The organism is Mesorhizobium sp. M7A.F.Ca.US.002.01.1.1, assembly GCF_004022955.1.
Lineage (GTDB): Bacteria > Pseudomonadota > Alphaproteobacteria > Rhizobiales > Rhizobiaceae > Mesorhizobium > Mesorhizobium ciceri.
In genome coordinates this window covers 1-17,934 of record NZ_RZQE01000076.1, presented here as the reverse complement: position 1 = coordinate 17,934, position 17,934 = coordinate 1, and the positions used below count along the sequence as shown (strand labels likewise).

15 protein-coding genes are annotated in these 17,934 nt (G+C 63.4%); 11 read left to right on the top strand and 4 right to left on the bottom strand.

From position 1 onward, the window contains the following. Positions 1-17: 17 nt before the first annotated feature. The 3 genes from EN932_RS10845 to EN932_RS10830 all read right to left on the bottom strand — a co-directional run bounded on the left by EN932_RS10845 (position 18) and on the right by EN932_RS10830 (position 3,087). Positions 18-959: a D-ribose ABC transporter substrate-binding protein gene (locus EN932_RS10845; RefSeq protein ID WP_127368382.1), complete on the bottom strand. Its 942-nt coding sequence runs from the start codon at positions 957-959 to the stop codon at positions 18-20. A gap of 329 nt (positions 960-1,288) precedes the next feature. Beyond that, entirely contained in the window at positions 1,289-2,116 is an 828-nt protein-coding gene (locus EN932_RS10840; protein WP_063167523.1) for a phosphogluconate dehydrogenase C-terminal domain-containing protein, read from the bottom strand. Positions 2,117-2,412: 296 nt separating this feature from the next. Next, on the bottom strand, positions 2,413-3,087 hold the full coding sequence (locus EN932_RS10830) for a GntR family transcriptional regulator (RefSeq protein ID WP_127368383.1): 675 nt from the start codon (positions 3,085-3,087) through the stop codon (positions 2,413-2,415). 226 nt (positions 3,088-3,313) lie between these two features. On the opposite strand from EN932_RS10830, the gene EN932_RS10825 reads away from it, so the two are divergent. The 10 genes from EN932_RS10825 to EN932_RS10780 all read left to right on the top strand — a co-directional run bounded on the left by EN932_RS10825 (position 3,314) and on the right by EN932_RS10780 (position 16,067). Next, positions 3,314-4,441 carry a sugar ABC transporter substrate-binding protein gene (locus EN932_RS10825; protein ID WP_013533052.1) on the top strand — a complete coding sequence of 376 codons (1,128 nt, stop codon included), beginning with the start codon at positions 3,314-3,316 and terminating at the stop codon, positions 4,439-4,441. 79 nt (positions 4,442-4,520) lie between these two features. Then, positions 4,521-6,053 carry a sugar ABC transporter ATP-binding protein gene (locus EN932_RS10820; protein ID WP_013533051.1) on the top strand — a complete coding sequence of 511 codons (1,533 nt, stop codon included), beginning with the start codon at positions 4,521-4,523 and terminating at the stop codon, positions 6,051-6,053. Then, entirely contained in the window at positions 6,050-8,134 is a 2,085-nt protein-coding gene (locus tag EN932_RS10815; protein ID WP_127388241.1) for an ABC transporter permease, read from the top strand. Before EN932_RS10820 ends, EN932_RS10815 begins: the two co-directional genes overlap by 4 nt. 13 nt (positions 8,135-8,147) lie before the next feature. Beyond that, positions 8,148-8,954, top strand: coding sequence for an SDR family oxidoreductase (locus EN932_RS10810; RefSeq protein ID WP_127385018.1), 807 nt, complete (start codon positions 8,148-8,150; stop codon positions 8,952-8,954). 10 nt (positions 8,955-8,964) lie between these two features. Beyond that, entirely contained in the window at positions 8,965-9,912 is a 948-nt protein-coding gene (locus EN932_RS10805) for a 3-hydroxyacyl-CoA dehydrogenase (RefSeq protein WP_127368384.1), read from the top strand. Next, entirely contained in the window at positions 9,909-10,871 is a 963-nt protein-coding gene (locus EN932_RS10800; protein WP_127385015.1) for a 3-keto-5-aminohexanoate cleavage protein, read from the top strand. The genes EN932_RS10805 and EN932_RS10800 overlap by 4 nt, the downstream gene beginning before the upstream one ends. 46 nt (positions 10,872-10,917) lie before the next feature. Then, the gene (locus EN932_RS10795) at positions 10,918-11,796 is read left to right on the top strand and encodes an SMP-30/gluconolactonase/LRE family protein (protein WP_013533046.1); all 879 of its coding nucleotides are present in this window, start codon (positions 10,918-10,920) and stop codon (positions 11,794-11,796) included. A gap of 189 nt (positions 11,797-11,985) precedes the next feature. Then, a complete protein-coding gene (locus EN932_RS10790) occupies positions 11,986-12,642 on the top strand; it encodes a GntR family transcriptional regulator (protein WP_032809708.1) in 657 nt (218 codons plus the stop codon). A 75-nt stretch (positions 12,643-12,717) separates the two neighbouring features. Then, complete coding sequence (locus tag EN932_RS10785; RefSeq protein ID WP_063171545.1) at positions 12,718-13,512, top strand: DeoR/GlpR family DNA-binding transcription regulator; 795 nt, start codon at positions 12,718-12,720, stop codon at positions 13,510-13,512. 77 nt (positions 13,513-13,589) lie between these two features. Then, positions 13,590-16,067, top strand: a complete 2,478-nt coding sequence (locus tag EN932_RS10780; RefSeq protein WP_127369034.1) for an FAD-dependent oxidoreductase — start codon at positions 13,590-13,592, stop codon at positions 16,065-16,067. Here EN932_RS10780 and EN932_RS10775 read toward each other — a convergent pair. After that, on the bottom strand, positions 16,064-16,933 hold the full coding sequence (locus EN932_RS10775; protein WP_013533042.1) for a LysR substrate-binding domain-containing protein: 870 nt from the start codon (positions 16,931-16,933) through the stop codon (positions 16,064-16,066). The two genes, EN932_RS10780 and EN932_RS10775, sit on opposite strands and share 4 nt — an antisense overlap. Before the next feature lie 155 nt (positions 16,934-17,088). Between EN932_RS10775 and EN932_RS10770 the strand changes: the two genes are divergently transcribed. Then, positions 17,089-17,934: Na/Pi symporter (locus EN932_RS10770; protein WP_164890463.1), on the top strand; the 846-nt coding region annotated here is incomplete at its 3' end.

The window sequence follows — 17,934 nt, the reverse complement described above, 5'->3', positions numbered from 1 at the left end:
ATTCAAATCACGCTGGCTCAGTTCGTCAGCGCGAAGGTCTCCAGCTTGGCGGCATTGTCGCCATTGACCAGAACGCAGTCCATCAATTGCTTTTCCTTGGCCGGCGACTTCTTGTTCTTGATGAAGTCGTTGGCCTGCTCGACCGCCATCTGCGCCTGCGCGAAGGCGGGCTGCAGCACCGTTGCCTTGATGCCGCCCGAGGTGATGGAGTCGCGAACATCGTTCGATCCGTCGAAGCCGACGACGATGACATCCTTGCGGTTCGCCGCGGCAAGTGCCGCATAGGCGCCCATCGCCATCGTATCGTTGCCGGAGATCACGCCCTTGATGTTGGGGTTGGCCTGCAGGATCGATTCCATCTTGGAATAGGCTTCCGTCTGGCTCCAGTTGGCCGACTGCTGGGCGACCATCTTCAGGTCCGGATAGTCGTCGATGACGTCGTGATAGCCCTTGGAACGAATGCCGGCATTGGTGTCGGATTCCTTGCCGACCAGCTCGACGAAATTGCCCTTCTCACCCATCAGCTTGACGAATTCCTGCGCGCCGAGCTGGGCGCCCTGGTAGTTGTTGGAGACGATCTGCGCGACGGCAACGCCGGTGGCGTTGATCTCGCGGTCGATCAGGAAGGACGGAATGCCTGCGTCCTTGGCTTTCTGTACCGCGGCGACGGTGGCGTCGGCGCCGGCATTGTCGAGGATGATCGCCTTGGCGCCGCGGCCGATCGCGGTGTCGATCAGCTCGGACTGCTTGTTGGCGTCGTCGTCATGGACCAGCACCAGCGCCTCGTAGCCGAGTTCCTTGGCCTTGGCTTCGGCGCCGACGGCTTCCGCCTTGAAGAACGGATTGTCGTGCGAGGGCGTGATGATGGCGATGAGATCCGCCGCGTAGGCGGGCACGGTCGTGCCAAGCGCCAGCATGCCGGCGAAAGCCGCAAGCGTCATTCTTCGTGTAAGTTTCATGAAGTCCTCCCGTTTGAAAAATTGCCTTGGTTACCCAAAGCATCTGTCGGCATCCGAATTCGTCAGGCGGCGCGGGCGGCGGATCGCTTTTGGGCTAAAGAGCCGTTTGCCGGCTTCCCCTCCACGGATCGTTGCTCCCCAGCCATCCTCCACTCGCCCAGGCATCGTACTCCTGCGAAAACCCTGTCAATCCGAGCCATGAACAGCTAAGCCAACTGGTATGATGAGTCAACCACGAATTCAGGTGATATGTACCTGATGAGCTACGATGCCGAGCGTCGGCAGCGGTACGGCGACGCGTCACGGCGCTGCGGCAGCGCCTCTCCTCTTCAGGTGATACGCTGAATGCTGGCGGCGATCTCTTCCGGCTCGAACACGCGCTTCCAGTCGTCCCGCATCAGCACCGGCTTGCCGAACTCGATCGCCTTGTTGCAGGCATCCGAGAAAACGCCCTTGGTCTCGCCGAAAATGACGGCGCCCAGCACGTTCATATGGCCGAGCAGGAAGTCGAGCGCCGCCTGCTGGTCGACGCCGCGTGCCACGACCTCGTCGACGGCTTCCTTCATGACCACCAGCAACGAGGCGCACACCGTCTCCGAAAGCCCGGGTTCCAGCAGCGCCATCTGTTCGACGCTGACGCGGTGCGAACGCATGACCGGCGCCCAGATGATCTTCGCGATCGCCTCGCCCTTGGCGTAATCCTCTTCCGGCCCCTGCATCAAGGCGCTGACCATATGCTGCTTGGCCTTGACGCCGCCGAAATAGTCCTTCTTTGCCGCCATATCTGTTTCGTCGTTGAAGATCGGCGGATGGCAGGGGTGGGTGACGAAATAGGTGAGGTCCGGTCGATTCGGCAGGTGGCCGGCGAAGGGTGCCGCCGCGTCGAGCACCACCACCATGGTGCCCGGCGCCAGCTTGCTCTCGATGCTGGTCGCCACCTTGCCGATATGCGTGTCGGGAACGGCCAGGATCACCACATCGGCGCCCTTGAGCGCTTCGTCGGCGCTGACAGTATCGAAACCCAGCCCGGTCTTCAGCCGTTCGCGGCCGGCATCGCTGACCTCGACATGGCGTATTGTGTAGGGCGACCCGCGAAAATTGGTCGACAGGCGGTAGCCCATTTTCCCACCGGCACCGAACAGCGCAATCGTTGTCATTTGGTCACTACTCCTGATCTCAGCGGACGGTATCGCCCGTCGTCAACTGATCAACTGGTATAATCACGCTACCAGATTTTGGCAATCCGATAATGACAATGAGGATGCGGGTCATGTGCTTCGCCGCGTCATCGGCTGCCGCCCTCAAGCACGAGAACCATGGATGACGCGCTCGGGATATGACCTCTAGATCACCAGAAGAAGCCCGCGCTTGCCCGCTGAGTGCGCATGAGCGCTGCTCTGCCATCCCCAGAAATAGGAGGCATGTGATAAGCGGTCGGAGGTCGGGCCGGGCGCTACTTCAAAAGATCGACCAGCATGTCGAAAGCCGCATCGATATCGCCGCGAACTGCCGCCTGAACTGCCTGCTCGTTTCGGTCGCGCAGGGCCGCAAACATCTGTTGATGGTATGTGTTCGCGGTCGAGTAGGATCCATGCAGCATATTGAAATAGGGGCTGATCTGCAGCCACAGATCCTTGATGATCTTGAGCAGGGTTTCGGATCCCGCTGCTCGGTAGATTGCGAAGTGGAAGGTATAATTCGCCCTGAGATAGGCCTTTACGTCGTCCGCGCCATTCGCTCGTTCCAGTGAGTCCAGATCGCGCGCGAAAATCGCAAGGTCCGCCTCGCTGCGGTTCTGTGAGGCCCAGCCGGCGGCGATGGCCTCTATCTCAAAACGTACATTGCGCAAATCGGTGAGCCGCTCGCGGCTGAGCGCCGGAATACCAATGGAGCGCCCGGATACTACCGTCAGCGCGTTGGCTGCCGTCAGGCGCCGCAGCGCTTCCCTGACCGGCATCGGACTGACGCCAAAGGCGTCGGCGAGGCTCTGAACCGTGACCATCTCGCCCGGCACGATGCTGCCGTCGAGGATCAACTCGGTGACCTGATTGTAGACCCGGTCCTGCAGAGTTTCCTTGGACAGTGGAATGATCTCGACACCAGGCTTCCTGAACGCCGATCCAGCCATCTCCTGTCAACCTTCCCGCCTGAGGGCGACACCTGCTTGTGTGGTCGTGTCGGAATGCAAGGTTCGTGGTGCCACGTCAAGCGGCTGACACGGCCGGTTTTGATATAAACGATTTCATCATTGATATTTGATCAAATCATGATACGGTCGCTGGCATCGAATGACAAGGGTTTACGTTTTGTGCCCTTGGGAGGCATTCGGTCGTTCTGTTTGGGAGGAGTTCCACATGGGTATCGGATCGAAAGTCCGGCGGCTCGCGCTGCTGGCCGGCATGGCTGCGTGCGCCTTCGGCCTGTCCGCCGCGCAGGCCGCCGAGAAGCACAAGATCTTTCTCAGCATGAGCTACATCGGCAATGATTGGCAGGCGGAGGCGGCCAACATGGTCAAGGCCATGGCCGCTCATAAGAGCCTGGCCGACAAGGTCGACCTGCAGGTCCAGGTCGCTGGCCCCAACGCGCAACGCCAGATTCAGCAGATCAACGCAATGGTGCAAAGCGGCGCCGAAGCCATCGTCGTGTATCCGATCTCGCCGACCGCGCTCAACCAGGTCGTCAAGAATGCCTGCGACAAGGGCGTGAAGGTCTTTGCGTACGACGCCGAGATCACCGAGCCTTGCGCCTACAACGTCCACATAGACCAGCTGGAAGCGGGCAGGGTGACCGCCGAATGGCTGGTCAAGAAGCTCAACGGCAAGGGCAACATCATCGCCATCACGGGCGTCCCGGGAACATCCGTTGACGATCAGCGGACAAAGGCCGCCAAGGAAGTCTTCGCCAAGTATCCTGATATCAAGATCGTCGGCGAGGCTGTCGGCATGTGGAGCCAGGCGGTCGCCCGCACCGAACTTTCGAAAATCCTGGCCACCCGCAATTGGGACGACATCAACGGACTGTGGATGCAGGTCGGCTGCTTCACCGCCAACTCGATGCAGCTCGAGGCTGGCAAGAAGACCAGCGAACTCCTGCCTTGCGCCGGCGAAGGTTCCAATGGCGGCCGCATCCAGATGCTGCCGGAGGGCACCGAAGTCGAAGGTGCCGCTCCTCCTTATGCACCGGCGGGCGCACAACGCATTTCCTATGCCTCGCCGCCTTATTCGGGTGCGCTGGCGCTGAAGCTTGCCGTCGAGGCGATCGAAGGCAAGGACGTGCCCAAGACCACCATCCTGCCGCTGCCGGTCGTTACCAATGAGACGATCAAGCTGTGCGACGAAGGCACATGGGCGGAGATGAAGGCCGGCTGCAACGCCTTCAAGCCGTCGCTGGTCTCCAATCCGGGCTGGTTTGCCTCGATCTTCTCGGACCAGACACCCGAGGTCGGCCTTAATGCTGCCCTCGTCGGACAACCGGAGAACTAAGCCTCCCAAGGCCCGTGTGACGATGCACGGACAACTGTCCGTGCGTCGTCAATCCATGCCAAGCCGGCGATCGAGGACAATGACAGAACACTCCGAGCTCCCCGCCATCGAGATCGACGGCATCAGCAAGGCGTTCGGCCCGACCGTCGCGCTGGACGGCGTGTCGTTTGCGATCGCGCCCGGCAGTGTCCATGCCCTGCTCGGTGAAAACGGAGCCGGCAAGTCGACACTGGTGAAGCTGCTGTCCGGGCTGGTCCGGCCGAGCCAAGGCCATGTCCGTGTCTTCGGCAAGGAGATCGCTTACGGCGCACCGCGCGCAGCACATGCGCTCGGCATGCAGACAGCATTCCAGGAGATGACCCTGGTGCGCGATCTCTCCGTGCTCGACAACATGCTGCTGCCTTACGCCCCCGTCGGCATCTCCGGCCTGATCCGCCGCGGTGCCGCCCGCAAGGCCGTCCGCCGCCATATCGAAGATCTCGGTTTTTCCGTCGATCTCGATGCCGAGGTGAGCGAGCTCGAGCTTTCGGTGCGCCAGAAGATCGAGATCGCGCGCGCCGTCTACCGCAAGCCGCGCATCCTTTTGCTCGACGAACCGACCTCGACGCTCGCCGGACGCGACGTCGACTGGCTGGGCGACATCATCGCCAGGCTGAAGGCGGCAGGCACCACTATCGTCTTCATCACCCACCGCATGCGCGAGGTCCGCGCTTTGTGCGACACGCTGACGATCCTGAGAAACGGCCGCCACATCGTCACCGCGCCGGTCGCCGATGTCTCGGATGCCGACGTCATCGAAAAGATCATCGGCCGCAGCATCGAGCAGACCTTTCCGCCCAAGCCGGACAGCGCCCAGGCCTTCGGTCCGCCGGTTCTGGGCGTGCGCGACCTCAAGGTCGGGCGCAAGCTCGACGGCGCCGGCTTCGATCTGCGCAAGGGCGAAATCCTCGGCGTCGCCGGGTTGCAAGGCATGGGCCAGCAGGACCTGTTCCTGGCCTGCTTTGGCATGGCCGAGATCGAGCGCGGCCACATCCTCGTCGACGGCCGCAAGGTCTGGCTCGGTTCGCCGGCCGATGCCTTGCGCCCCAACATGGCCATCGGCCTGGTGCCGGAAGACCGCAAATCCGAAGGCCTGTTCCTGAAATTGTCGGGCAGCCAGAACGCCACGCTGCCGGTGATATCGCGCTTCACACGGCTAGGCCTTGTCGACGCGCAAGCCGAGACCCGCTCCGTCGAGGCGGCATTCGCCACTGTCGAGGTCGACCGCCGAGCGCTGTGGACGCGGGCCGGTGCGTTTTCCGGCGGCAACCAGCAGAAGATAGCCATCGCCAAGTGGCTGGTGGCGCAGAGCCGCATCCTGCTGTTGTTCGATCCCACCCGAGGCATCGACGTCGGCACCAAGCACGAGCTTTATGTGATGATGCGAAACTACGTGGCTTCGGGCGGTTCGATCCTGCTGCACTCGACGGAGATCCCCGAACTCGTTCACCAATGCGACAGGGTGCTGGTCCTCTATGACGGGCGCATCGCCGCCGAACTCGAAGGCGACGCTATCACCGAACCGGCCATCATGCGCCCGGCGCTCGGCCATGCCGGGGAAGCCGCCGCATGAGCAGCGCAGCAGCCTCATCCCCTGTTCCCGGCGGCTTCGGACTGCGCCGTGCGCTGATGCGCAATCGCGGCGCGCTGATCGCCGCGGCCGTCCTGGCGATCCTGCTCTTCGTCGTCGACTGGATCAGCGCCGGGCCGCTGACCTATTTCGATGTGTCGTTCCTGTCGAGCGGCGGCGCCACCTCGGCGCTCGCGGCGATCGGCCAGACGATCGTGATCCTGTCGGGCGGCTTCGACCTGTCCGCCGGCGCGGTGATATCGCTCGTCAATGCCGTGCTGGCATCGAGCATGGATCCGATGGCGCCGGGCGCAAGCATCCTCCTGTGGACGGCCGTCGGCATCGGCGTCGGCATGGCGGTGGGCGCCTTCAACGGCTTCTTCATCGCGGTGCTGCGCATGCAGCCGATCGTGGTGACGCTGTCGACCATGTTCATCCTGCAAGGCGTCACGCTGCTGGTGATGGACAAGCCCGGCGGCTTCGTGTCGACCGATCTCGGCACCTTCTATCTCGGCGACGCGATCGCCGGCTGGCTGCCGATGCCGCTGGTGGTGATCGGTGTCGTCCTGCTCGCCTGGTTCTGGCTGAAGGGAACCCGCTTCGGCACAGCACTCTACGCGGTTGGCAGCGATCCGGAGTCGGCCGCTTCCGTCGGCATCAATGTCGTTCTGGTGCGCTTTGCCGTCTATGTTATCGCCGGCGGCTGCTATGGCCTTGCCGGCGTGTTCATCAGCGCCCAGACCGGCAGCGGCGATCCGCTGGTCGGCAATCCGCTGCTCTTGTCGATGTTCGCGGCGGTCGTCGTCGGCGGCACGCGCCTCGGTGGCGGGCAGGGCGGCCCGGTGGGCTCTGTCTTCGGCGCCTTTATCCTGATGATCGTGGTGAACATCCTGCTGGTGCTCAACGTATCGGCCTATTATGCGACCATTGCCGAAGGCACCATTCTGGTGCTGGCGGCACTTGCCGGCTCGATCTCGCATGCATCGGTGCTTGCCGTGCAATTGCGCGCCGCGCGTGCCCGGTTTGCCGCCTGGCGCGCCGGCATATTGCCCTCCCAGCTCGAGCGCGTGGACCGGCGTCTCAAGATCGCCGAGCCAGCCCATGCCCAGCGCAGTCCGGCATCGCCGCGCCCTGCCTTCCATCTGCGCAATGCGGAAACGCTGCGCTATGCGCTGCCGGCCTATGTCTGCCTGCTGCTCATCGTGCTCGTCACCCAGATCTGGCTCGGCCGCGCCATCCTCAATCCGGGATACTGGAATTCGCTGCTGGTGCTATCCTCCTTCCTAGCCGTCCTGGCGCTCGGGCAGGGGACCGTCATCCTGACCGGAGGCCTCGATCTCTCCGTGCCGTGGACGATCGGCATCTCCGGCATCATCCTGGCGGGCATGGTCAACGGCTCAGACGCCGCCCTTGTCTACGCCTTGCCGGTCGTCCTGGTGATGGCCTGCGCCATCGGCTTCGCCAATGGTTTCGGCATCGTCTATCTCGGCATCTCGCCGATCGTCATGACGCTCGCCACCAACGGCATTCTGCAAGGCTGTGCGCTGCTCTATTCGCAGGGAACGCCGGCCGGGTTTTCCTCGCCGATGCTGCGCTGGGTCATGACGGCCAAGCTCGCCGGCCTGCTGACTCCAATCGTGCTGCTGATGGTCGTCTTTGTCGTCGCAGCGGTACTCCTGCTTGGCCGCACCCCGTTCGGAAGGCGCGTCTACGGCATCGGCAACGGGCTGCGCGCGGCGCGCTTGTCGGGCATCGGCGTCGAGCGCACGCTCATCCTGGTCTACATGCTTTCGGCCGTCTGCGCGGCTGTTGTCGGCGTCATGCTGACCGGCTTTTCGGGTCAGGCGAGCCTCGGCATGGGCGACGACTATCTCTTGCCGTCGATCGCCGTGGTGGTGGTCGGCGGCGCGCTGATCACCGGCGGGCGCGGCCACTATCTCGGCATGCTCGGCGGCGTGTTGTTGCTGACGGCACTGCAGATGCTGCTCGCCGGCACCACGCTTCCCTATGCCACGAGGGCAATTCTTTACGGACTGGTCGTTCTGGGCGCCGTCATGGCGCTGCGCGAACGGCGGCTGCAATGAGAAGGACATGACCATGAGCACAAGGGCGCCGGCATCGGCGGACGAATTTTTGACCGGGCTGAAAGGCCAGCGCGTGCTGGTGACGGCGGGCGCAGGCGGCATCGGGTTTGCCATAGCCGACACGCTGTCACGCCTCGGCGCCCGCATCGTCGTCTGCGACGTTTCCGATGAGGCGCTGGCCGCTGCTCCCAGCAAGATCGACCTGGTCGCGGCGGTCAAGGCCGACGTCTCGCGCGACGAGGACGTCGACCGTCTGTTCGAGGCGGTCGAGAAAAAACTCGGCGGGCTCGATGCGCTGATCAACAATGCCGGCATTGCCGGGCCGACCGGCGGTGTCGACGAGATCGATCCGGCGGACTGGCGGCGCTGCATCGACATCTGCCTGACCGGCCAGTTCCTGTGCGCCCGGCGCGCGGTGCCGCTGATCAAGGCGGCGGGCGGCGGTTCGATCGTCTCGATGTCGTCGGCCGCCGGCCGCCATGGCTACGCCTTCCGCACACCCTATTCGGCGGCCAAGTTCGGTGTCATCGGTTTCACGCAAAGCTTGGCCAAAGAGCTCGGGCCGCACGCCATCAGGGTCAACGCCATCCTGCCCGGCATCATCGAGGGCCCCCGCATCGAAGGGGTTATCTCGGCGCGCGCCAAGCAGGTCGGTGTCAGCCACGAGGAGATGACCGGACGCTATCTCCAGAACATCTCGCTGCGTCGCATGACCAGCCCCTATGATGTCGCGTCGATGGTCGCCTTCCTGCTCTCCGATGCGGGGATCAACATTTCCGGCCAGTCGCTCGGCGTCGACGGCAACGTCGAAACACTTTGAGGAACAAACCATGCCCAATGTCGCGATCGTCGGAAGCGGGTTCATCGGACGGGCCTGGGCGATCAGCTTCGCCCGCGCCGGCCATGACGTGCGGATGTGGGACCAGTCGCCCACTGCCACAGGTGGAGCCCGCGACTACATTGCCGGCGTGCTCGGCGATCTCGCCCAGAACGATCTTCTGCGGGGACAGCAAGCCGGTGAGGTTCTTGACCGTATCTCCGTTGTCGCCGAGCTTGAAGAGGCGTTGGCAGGTGCCGTGCATATCCAGGAGAACACGCCCGAGAATCTCGAGGTGAAGCGCAAGGTGTTCTCCTTGATCGACACGCTTGCCGATCCCCAAACAGTCATCGCCAGTTCCACCTCGGCGCTGTTGCCGTCGAAATTCACCGACCATCTGCAAGGGCGGCAGCGCTGCCTGGTCGTGCATCCGATCAACCCGCCCTATCTCATTCCGGCGGCCGAAATCGTGCCGGCGCCGTGGACCTCGGCCGAGACGGTCGAGAGAACCCGCGCCTTCCTCGTCGACGCCGGCCACGCGCCACTGGTCATGCAGCACGAGCTTGACGGCTTCATCATGAATCGCCTGCAAGGCGCATTGCTTGAGGAAGCTTTCCGGCTTGTCGCCGATGGCTACGCCAGTGTCGAGGATGTCGACGTCGGCATCCGCGACGGGCTGGCGCTGCGCTGGTCGTTCATGGGGCCGTTCGAGACCATCGATCTCAATGCACCCGGCGGCGTGCGCGACTATGTCGAGCGCTATCAGGGCATCTATTCCAACATCTTTCCCCAGACGCAGCGGCGCGTCGACTGGGCCGGCAAGGTCATCGACACGGTCGAGGCTGATCGCCGCAAGCGACTGCCACAGCAAAGCCTAGGCGACCGGCAGGTGTGGCGTGACCGCCGGCTCATGGCGCTCGCCGCCCACAAGAGAAAATCGGATCAGGAGTTTGGAGAATGACGCAAACCAGTCGCAAGCCGGGACCTGCACAGACCAGGGGCAAGGTCATCATCACCTGCGCGGTGACGGGCGCCATCCACACGCCGACCATGTCGCCCTATCTGCCGATCACGCCCGACCAGATCGCTTCGGAGGCGATCGCGGCGGCGGAAGCCGGTGCCGCGATCCTGCATCTGCATGCCCGCGATCCGGAAACCGGCAAGCCCGACCAGACGCCGGAGGCCTTCGCCCGCTTCCTGCCGCGCGTCAAGCAAGGCACCAACGCCGCCATCAACATCACCACCGGTGGCAGCCCCTACATGAAGGTCGAGGAGCGCGTGCGCCCGGCCGCCCAGTTCAAGCCGGAAGTCGCCTCGCTCAACATGGGCTCGATCAATTTCGGGCTCTATCACCTGGCCGACAAATACGAGACCTTCAAGTTCGATTGGGAAAAGCCGCATCTGGAAGCGACGCGCGACCTCGTCTTCCGCAACTCATTCAAGGACATCGAGTACATTCTGGCGACCTGCTACGACAACGGCACGCGCTTCGAGTTCGAGTGCTACGACATCGCCCATCTGTACAACCTTTCCCACTTCGCCGACCGTGGGCTGGTGGAGCCGCCTTTCTTCGTGCAGTCGGTGTTCGGGCTGCTCGGCGGCATCGGCACGCATCCAGAAGACGTTGCCCATATGAAGCGCACTGCCGACCGGCTGTTCGGCGACCAGTTCCGGTGGTCGGTACTGGGCGCCGGCGCCAGCCAACTGCGCATCGCCGCGCAATCGGCGGCCCTTGGCGGCAACATCCGCGTCGGGCTGGAGGACAGTCTGTGGGCGGGCAAGGGCAAGCTTGCCAAGTCGAACGCCGAGCAGGTCTTGCTGGCCCGCAAGATCATCGAAGGGCTCGGCATGGAGGTGGCGACGCCCGACGAGGCACGCGAAATCCTGTCATTGAAAGGCGGGGACAAGGTCGCTTTCTGAGGCTGCCCGAGCAATCGCCGCGAGACGCAAAACGGAGGAGGACGGCATGAAGATCGAAGTCGTGGTGGACGTGAAGACCACACTGGGCGAAGGACCGCTGTGGGACGTCGAACAGGAACGACTCTACTGGATCGACAGCTTCGACGGGCGCGTGTTTCGGGCGACCGCCGACGGGCGCGAGATCCGGTCATGGGACGTGCCGATGAAGATCGGCTCAATGGCGCTGCGCAAGGACGGCGGCGGCGCTGTCGTCTCGCTGCAGCGCGGCTTCCATCTGCTCGATTTCGCCACGGGCGAGGTGACGCTGATCCACGATCCCGAGCCGGACAAGCCGATGAACCGGCTCAACGACGGCAAGGTCGACCGGCGCGGCCGTTTCTTCGCCGGCTCCATGGATACGATGGAAGAGGGGCCGTCCGGCGGTCTCTACAGGCTCGATCCGGATTTTTCCGTCACCCGGATCGATTCCGGCATCATCTGCTCCAACGGTCCATGCTGGAGCCCCGACGACCGCACCTTCTATTTCGCCGATACCTGGACCGGCGAGATATGGGCCTACGACTACGATATCGCCACCGGTGCCGCCACCAACAGGCGTACCTTCGTGCGCGTCGACACCAGCCGAGGCGGTGCGGCGGACGGCTCGACCGTCGATGCCGAGGGCTATCTCTGGAATGCGCTGGTCTATGACGGAAGGCTGGTACGCTACGCGCCCGATGGCAGCATCGATCGCATCATCGACATGCCGGTCAAGAAGATCACCAGCGTCATGTTCGGCGGACCGAAGCTCGACACCCTCTACGTCACCTCAATGGCCAAGCCGCCGCTGCCGCGTTTTCCCGGCGACGGCGTTTTGCGCGGCAGCCTGTTCGCCATATCAGGCCTTGGCGTTAGGGGCGTCGCGGAACCGCGCTTCGGCGGCTGACGCCAGGCAAGCGAAGCGCCGGTAAAATACGCAGATCAGGCCTTGGCGCAGGAATTCGGGCAAGTCTGGCAATTGATGCCGAACGTGTGCATATACAGGCATACATATATCCATGCAGAGGGGTTTCCGTTAGGCTGAGCGCCCCGCGTCAAACGGGAGCATCGATTGCCAGGATTTGCGGAAAGCGTGATGCAGGGGCCGCGAACCGTGGCCGAACAGGTCGCCAATGTCCTGCGCGAAGCGATTGCCAGTGGCACCATCAAGGCGGGCACTTCGCTGCGCCAGGACGAATTGGCCGAGCAGTTTGGCTTCAGCCGCATGCCCATTCGTGACGCCCTTCGCCAATTGGAAGCCGAAGGCATTGTTTCCATCCATCCGACAAAAGGCGCGCAGGTCGCCCGGATGGACAGCGCCGAGATCAGTGAAATCTATGCACTGCGCGAATTGCTCGAATGCGAGGCGTTGCGGCTTTCGCTTCCCAATCTCGCCGGTGACAGGCTCGACGAGGCGGAACAGGTTCTCGATCAGATCGACGCGGAGCGCAATGTCGGCCGATGGGGCGCGCTGAACCGTGCCTTTCATCTGGCTCTCTACGATGCCTGCGGCAACAATCGATTGCTGGCCTTAATCGAGGCGCACCACAATGCCGCCGATCGCTACGTCCGCATCCTGCTGTCGAACCTGGACTATCGCAGCCGCTCGCAGACGGAGCACCGCGATCTGCTGGCCGCCTGCCGGTGGCGCGACGGCGACAGGGCCATAGGCATTCTGAGGCAGCATCTTCGCGAGGGAAGCGAGACGCTGGTCAGCGCGATCAGGGAAGATGGCCTGTCGCGAAAATCCTGACGACATGGCTTGAGTTGCCTCTGCGCACGATCACTGCCACATATTGCAACATCGCTACTCGATCCGAGGATCATCATGTCCCCCGACAGCAGCCTGCCGGCGCGCGCCCTTGCTCCACGTCGCCACGAAGAGATCCTGCGGCGGCTGGGCGCCCAGGGATCTGTCAGTGTCGCCGAACTGGCCGGGTTCTTCGATGTCTCGCGCGAAACCATCCGCCGTGACCTGAAGCTGCTGTCGGATAAGGGACGGCTCGGCATTGTCCATGGCGGCGCTGCCCGCTTCGAGCCGAGCGAACCGGCAATGAGCTTGCGCAGCCACGAAAATGCCGGAGGCAAGGCCGCGATCGGCAGGCTGGCCGCCGGTCTTGTAAAGGACGGCATGGTGGTGTTCCTCGATTCCGGCACCACCACATTGGCCGTCGCACAAGCCATGGCCGACCTGCGCGATCTCACCATCTGCACGGCGAGCCTGAAGATCGCGCTTCTGCTGTGCCACGTCTCAGGCATGCGCGTGCATGTGCTGGGTGGCGAAGTCGATCCCGGCGAGGAAGCAGCCTCCGGCATCGACATGCTCGAAGCCATGTCGCGCTTTCGCGTCGACATCGCCTTCCTCGGTGGTGGCGCGCTGTCGCCCGACGGCGAGGTGACCGATTTCACCCGCGCCGGCGCCGAACAGCGCAGCCGCATGATCGCGCTTGCCGCCAAAACCTACTTCGTTCTCGACAGCAGCAAGTTCGCAAAGCTGACGCCGCTCAGGATTCCGAATTTTCAACGCGCCGCCGGCGTGATCGTCGACGCGAAACCGCAGGCTGACATCGCTGAAGCGCTTGCGCGCAAAGGGCCTGAGCTGATGGTTGCCTCTTTGATGTGATATTTTGTGGTATTTTGTGTTGATATTTGGAATTCGGCTGCTATGATCCAACCGGTGTCAAAACGGCAGGATGTCCCATGGCAAACGAATTCCCTACGCAAGCGCGCGTCGTCATCGTCGGCGGCGGTATCATTGGCTGCTCGGTCGCGTATCATCTGACGAAGCTCGGTTGGACCGATGTCGTGCTGCTCGAACAGGGGCAACTCAGCGGTGGCACCACCTGGCACGCCGCAGGGCTTGTCGGCCAGTTGCGCAGTCATTCCAACATGACCAGCCTGATCAAATACTCCACGCAGCTCTATGGCGAGCTGGAGGCCGAGACCGGGCTCGCCACCGGTTGGAAGAATTGTGGCTCGCTGTCGGTGGCGCGGACCGCCGACCGCATGACGGTGCTGAAGCGCACGGCCGCATCGGCTCGCGCCCAAGGCGTCGAGATCGACGTGATTTCGCCGAAGGAGGCGGCCGATCTATGGCCGGTCATGGCGACCGACGATCTGGTCGGAGCCGTCTGGCTGCCGGGCGACGGCAAGGCCAATCCGACCGATCTCACGCAATCGCTGGCCAAGGGTGCGCGCAATCGCGGCGCGAAAATTTTCGAGCGGGTCAAGGTCACCGGCATCAGCGTGAAGAACGGCGTCGCCTGCGGTGTCGAGACGGACCGCGGCAACATTGCCGCCGAGATCGTCGTCAATTGCGCCGGCCAGTGGGCGCGCAAGGTCGGGCTGATGTGCGGCGTCTCGGTGCCGCTGCATTCGGCCGAGCACATGTACATCGTTACCGGCAGGATCGAGGGCGTGCATCCGGACCTGCCGGTCATGCGCGACCCCGACGGGTTCATCTATTTCAAGGAAGAGGTCGGCGGCCTGGTCATGGGTGGCTTTGAGCCGCACGCCAAGCCGTGGGGCATGAATGGCATTCCCGAAAATTTCGAGTTCGCGCTGTTGCCGGACGATTGGGATCAGTTCGAGATTTTGATGGAAAACGCGCTGGTCCGCGTGCCGCAATTGGCCGAGGCCGAGGTCAAGAAATTCTACAACGGTCCCGAAAGCTTCACGCCGGACAACAATTTTCTCCTCGGCGAGGCGCCGGAACTGAAGAATTTCTATGTCGGCGCCGGCTTCAACTCCATGGGCATCGCCAGCGCCGGCGGCGCGGGCAGGGCGCTGGCGGAATGGATCGTCAACAGCGCGCCGACCATGGATTTGTGGCCGGTCGACATCAGGCGTTTCGCCTCCTTCAACAACAATCCGCGCTGGCTGCATGACCGTGTCAAGGAAACGCTCGGCTTGCATTACGCCATGCCGTGGCCGAACCGTGAACTGGACACGGCGCGGCCGTTCCGCCGCTCGCCGCTCTACGACCGGCTCGCCGCCAAGGGCGCCTGCTTCGGTTCCAAGATGGGCTGGGAGCGGGCCAACTGGTTCGCGGCACCGGGAGAGAAGACCGAGAACGACTATGCCTTCGGCCGCCAGAACTGGCACGAGGCGGTCAAGCGCGAAATGAAGGCGACACGCGAAGCCGTCGCCATCTTCGACCAGACCTCTTTCGCCAAGCTCCTCGTGCAGGGCCGCGATGCCTGCGCCGTTCTCAACTGGATCTGCGCCGGAAATATTGACGTACCGGACGGTACGTCTGTTTACACGGGCGTGCTCAATGCACGCGGTGGCTATGAGAGCGATCTCACCGTTATGCGGCTCGGCGCGGAGAAATTCCTCATCGTCACCGGGTCCGCACAAGCTGTCCACGATGCCGACTGGATCGTCAAAAACATTCCGTCCGACGCGCATGCAATCGTGACCGACGTCACCTCGTCCTACGCGGTGCTGGCGTTGATGGGACCGCGATCACGCGATCTGCTGGGCAAACTCTCCTCGGCCGATCTTTCCAACGCCGGCTTTCCCTTCGCCACCATCCGCGAGATCGATATCGGCTATGCCACCGCCTATGCCAACCGTATGACCTATGTCGGCGAACTGGGCTGGGAACTGATCGTGCCGACAGAATTCGCCGTCGGCGTCTATGAGGCGTTGCATGAGGCGGGCCGTGAATTCGGTCTGCTGGACGCCGGTTACTACGCGCTCGATGCCTTGCGCATCGAAAAGGGTTTTCGCGCCTGGGGCAGGGAGTTGACGCCTGATATCGACCCCTGGCAGGCCGGGCTTGGCTTCGCCGTGGCGATGGACAAGCCAGGTGACTTTATCGGCCGCGACGCGCTGGTTGAGACGAAGCCATCGGCAGCACCGGCAAGACGCATCGTGCTGTTCACGCTCGATGATGCCGAGCCGATGCTGTGGGGCGGCGAACTGATCCTGCGCGACGGCAAGCCGGTCGGCGAAGTCCGCTCGGCCGCCTACGGCCACACGCTTGGCCGCTCGGTGGCGCTCGGCCTGATCGAGAACGAGGCGGGCGTCGACGCTGCATTTCTCACCGGTGGTCGTTTCGAGATCGACCTTGCCGGCGTTCGCCATGCCGCGACAGCACATCTGCGCAGCCCCTACGATCCGAAGTCGGAGCGGGTGAAGGCTGATGCGGTGGAGATCAGGGCCGCCGCTTAATCCGCCGACATCGAGCGCGCCATATCCAGGAAAGCCCGCACCAGTTTGCCGCCGCTGCGTTCACGCAGGCAGATCAACGCCTCGTCCATCAGGGTCTCGGGAGCATCGATGGTGATCGGCACCAGCCGCGAATCCTGGCCGAATTCGGCCGCCGAGACAAAGCCGATGCCGGCGCCCGAGGCGACGATCTCGCGGACGGCTTCGCGGCCCTCGGCTTCGATCGCCGGCCTCAATTCGATTTTCGAGGCGGCTGCGAGATCTTCGAGTTTCTGACGCGTCTTCGATCCACGCTCGCGCATGACCAGTGATTCCTGCGCGAGCTGCTTGAGGGTGAGCGACTTTTTCGCGGCCAGCGGGTGGTCGACGGATGCAAACGCGATGATCGGCGTCGAGTTGAGTTTCAGCACCTCGAAATCGCGCCCCGTCGGCACCTCGCCCAGCACGCCGATATCGGCATCGTAGCTGTAGAGGCTGCTGATCACCGTCTCGGTGTTGCCGGCGCGCACCGAAACCTGCACGCCGGGGTAGCGGGCCCGGAAGCTGCCGAGAATATGAAGCAGATGATGTGCGGCATCGGCGACGATGCGCAGCGTGCCGGAACGCAGGGCGCGGGACTCCGTCAGGAGTTCGAGCGCCTGTTGCTCGGTATCGAACATGCGGTGGGTTATTTCGAGCAATTTCTGGCCCGAATGGGTCAGCGTGACCTGCTTCTTGTTCCGGTTGAACAGCAGCACATCATACTCTTCCTCGAGCTTGCGCACCTGGTCCGAGATCGCCGGCTGGGTCAGGAAGAGCGCCTCGGCGGCGCGAGAAAAGCCACCGCAGATGGCCACCTGGTGAAAGGCTCGCAACTGGACGTAGCGCATCTCCCGTGCCTCCGACACTTCTGAAATCGCCGACATCTTATCATAAGGATTGCTTAGGAAAAGATCGAAAGGAACGATTTGACTTATGTTTTGCCGACCCTCAGCCTGAGCATGGGTCGACATCCCTGCCGGCCGTTGGCACCGGAGGCGTCGCCATGCAATTTTCCATCATCCTGCTGCATCTGGCGGGTGCGGTCATGCTGCTGCTCTGGGCCGTGCATATGGTGCGCCAGGGTGTCGAGCGGGCCTGCGGGCTCGCTTTGCGTGATGCCCTGAGGCAAGCCCGGGGTGAGCGGATCAGATCGGCCGGTGTCGGCACCGTGCTTGCCGTGCTGCTGCAGAGCTCGACCGCCGTCGCTATCCTGGCGGCCGGGTTTGCCGCCAGCGGCATGGTTTCGGTGTCGGCCGGGCTGGCGATCCTGCTGGGCGCCGATCTCGGTTCCGCCCTGGTCGTGCAGGTGCTGTCGTTCGACCTCAGCTGGCTTGTGCCGGCGCTGATCCTGGTCGGCGGCGCGATGGCCCTGAAGTTCGAAGTGGCTGGCATCAGGCATAGCGGGCGAATCCTGATGGGGGTCGCCTTCGTCCTGTTGTCGCTGCATATGATCGGCGAGGCGACCGCACCGATGCGGCAGAGCACCTTGCTGCCACTGGTGATTTCCTATCTGCGCGCGGACTATTTCACCGCCTTTGCCGCCGCTGCCCTGTTCACATGGCTGATCCACTCCAGCGTCGCGGCGATCCTGCTGTTCGTCACGCTTGCCGCGCAAGGCGTCTTGCCGGTCGAGGTCGGTCTGTTCTTCATCCTCGGCGCCAATTGCGGCGGCGCGCTGATCGCGGTTTGGCTGACGCGCGGCGAAGCCGTCGAGGCGCGCCGTATCCCGCTCGGCAATCTGATCTTTCGCGGCACGGCGGCGCTGGCGGCTTTGTTCGCGCTTCAGGCCGTGACCTTCCCGGCGCATCTGTTCGGCGCAACCGAAGGCCGCCAGCTGGTCAACCTGCAC

Bases quoted from the DNA above. Each gene is read 5' to 3' on its own strand.
- EN932_RS10845 (WP_127368382.1), bottom strand. From the start codon at position 959: ATGAAACTTACACGAAGAATGACGCTTGCGGCTTTCGCCGGCATGCTG.
- EN932_RS10840 (WP_063167523.1), bottom strand. From the start codon at position 2,116: ATGACAACGATTGCGCTGTTCGGTGCCGGTGGGAAAATGGGCTACCGC.
- EN932_RS10830 (WP_127368383.1), bottom strand. From the start codon at position 3,087: ATGGCTGGATCGGCGTTCAGGAAGCCTGGTGTCGAGATCATTCCACTG.
- EN932_RS10825 (WP_013533052.1), top strand. From the start codon at position 3,314: ATGGGTATCGGATCGAAAGTCCGGCGGCTCGCGCTGCTGGCCGGCATG.
- EN932_RS10820 (WP_013533051.1), top strand. From the start codon at position 4,521: ATGACAGAACACTCCGAGCTCCCCGCCATCGAGATCGACGGCATCAGC.
- EN932_RS10815 (WP_127388241.1), top strand. From the start codon at position 6,050: ATGAGCAGCGCAGCAGCCTCATCCCCTGTTCCCGGCGGCTTCGGACTG.
- EN932_RS10810 (WP_127385018.1), top strand. From the start codon at position 8,148: ATGAGCACAAGGGCGCCGGCATCGGCGGACGAATTTTTGACCGGGCTG.
- EN932_RS10805 (WP_127368384.1), top strand. From the start codon at position 8,965: ATGCCCAATGTCGCGATCGTCGGAAGCGGGTTCATCGGACGGGCCTGG.
- EN932_RS10800 (WP_127385015.1), top strand. From the start codon at position 9,909: ATGACGCAAACCAGTCGCAAGCCGGGACCTGCACAGACCAGGGGCAAG.
- EN932_RS10795 (WP_013533046.1), top strand. From the start codon at position 10,918: ATGAAGATCGAAGTCGTGGTGGACGTGAAGACCACACTGGGCGAAGGA.
- EN932_RS10790 (WP_032809708.1), top strand. From the start codon at position 11,986: ATGCAGGGGCCGCGAACCGTGGCCGAACAGGTCGCCAATGTCCTGCGC.
- EN932_RS10785 (WP_063171545.1), top strand. From the start codon at position 12,718: ATGTCCCCCGACAGCAGCCTGCCGGCGCGCGCCCTTGCTCCACGTCGC.
- EN932_RS10780 (WP_127369034.1), top strand. From the start codon at position 13,590: ATGGCAAACGAATTCCCTACGCAAGCGCGCGTCGTCATCGTCGGCGGC.
- EN932_RS10775 (WP_013533042.1), bottom strand. From the start codon at position 16,933: ATGCGCTACGTCCAGTTGCGAGCCTTTCACCAGGTGGCCATCTGCGGT.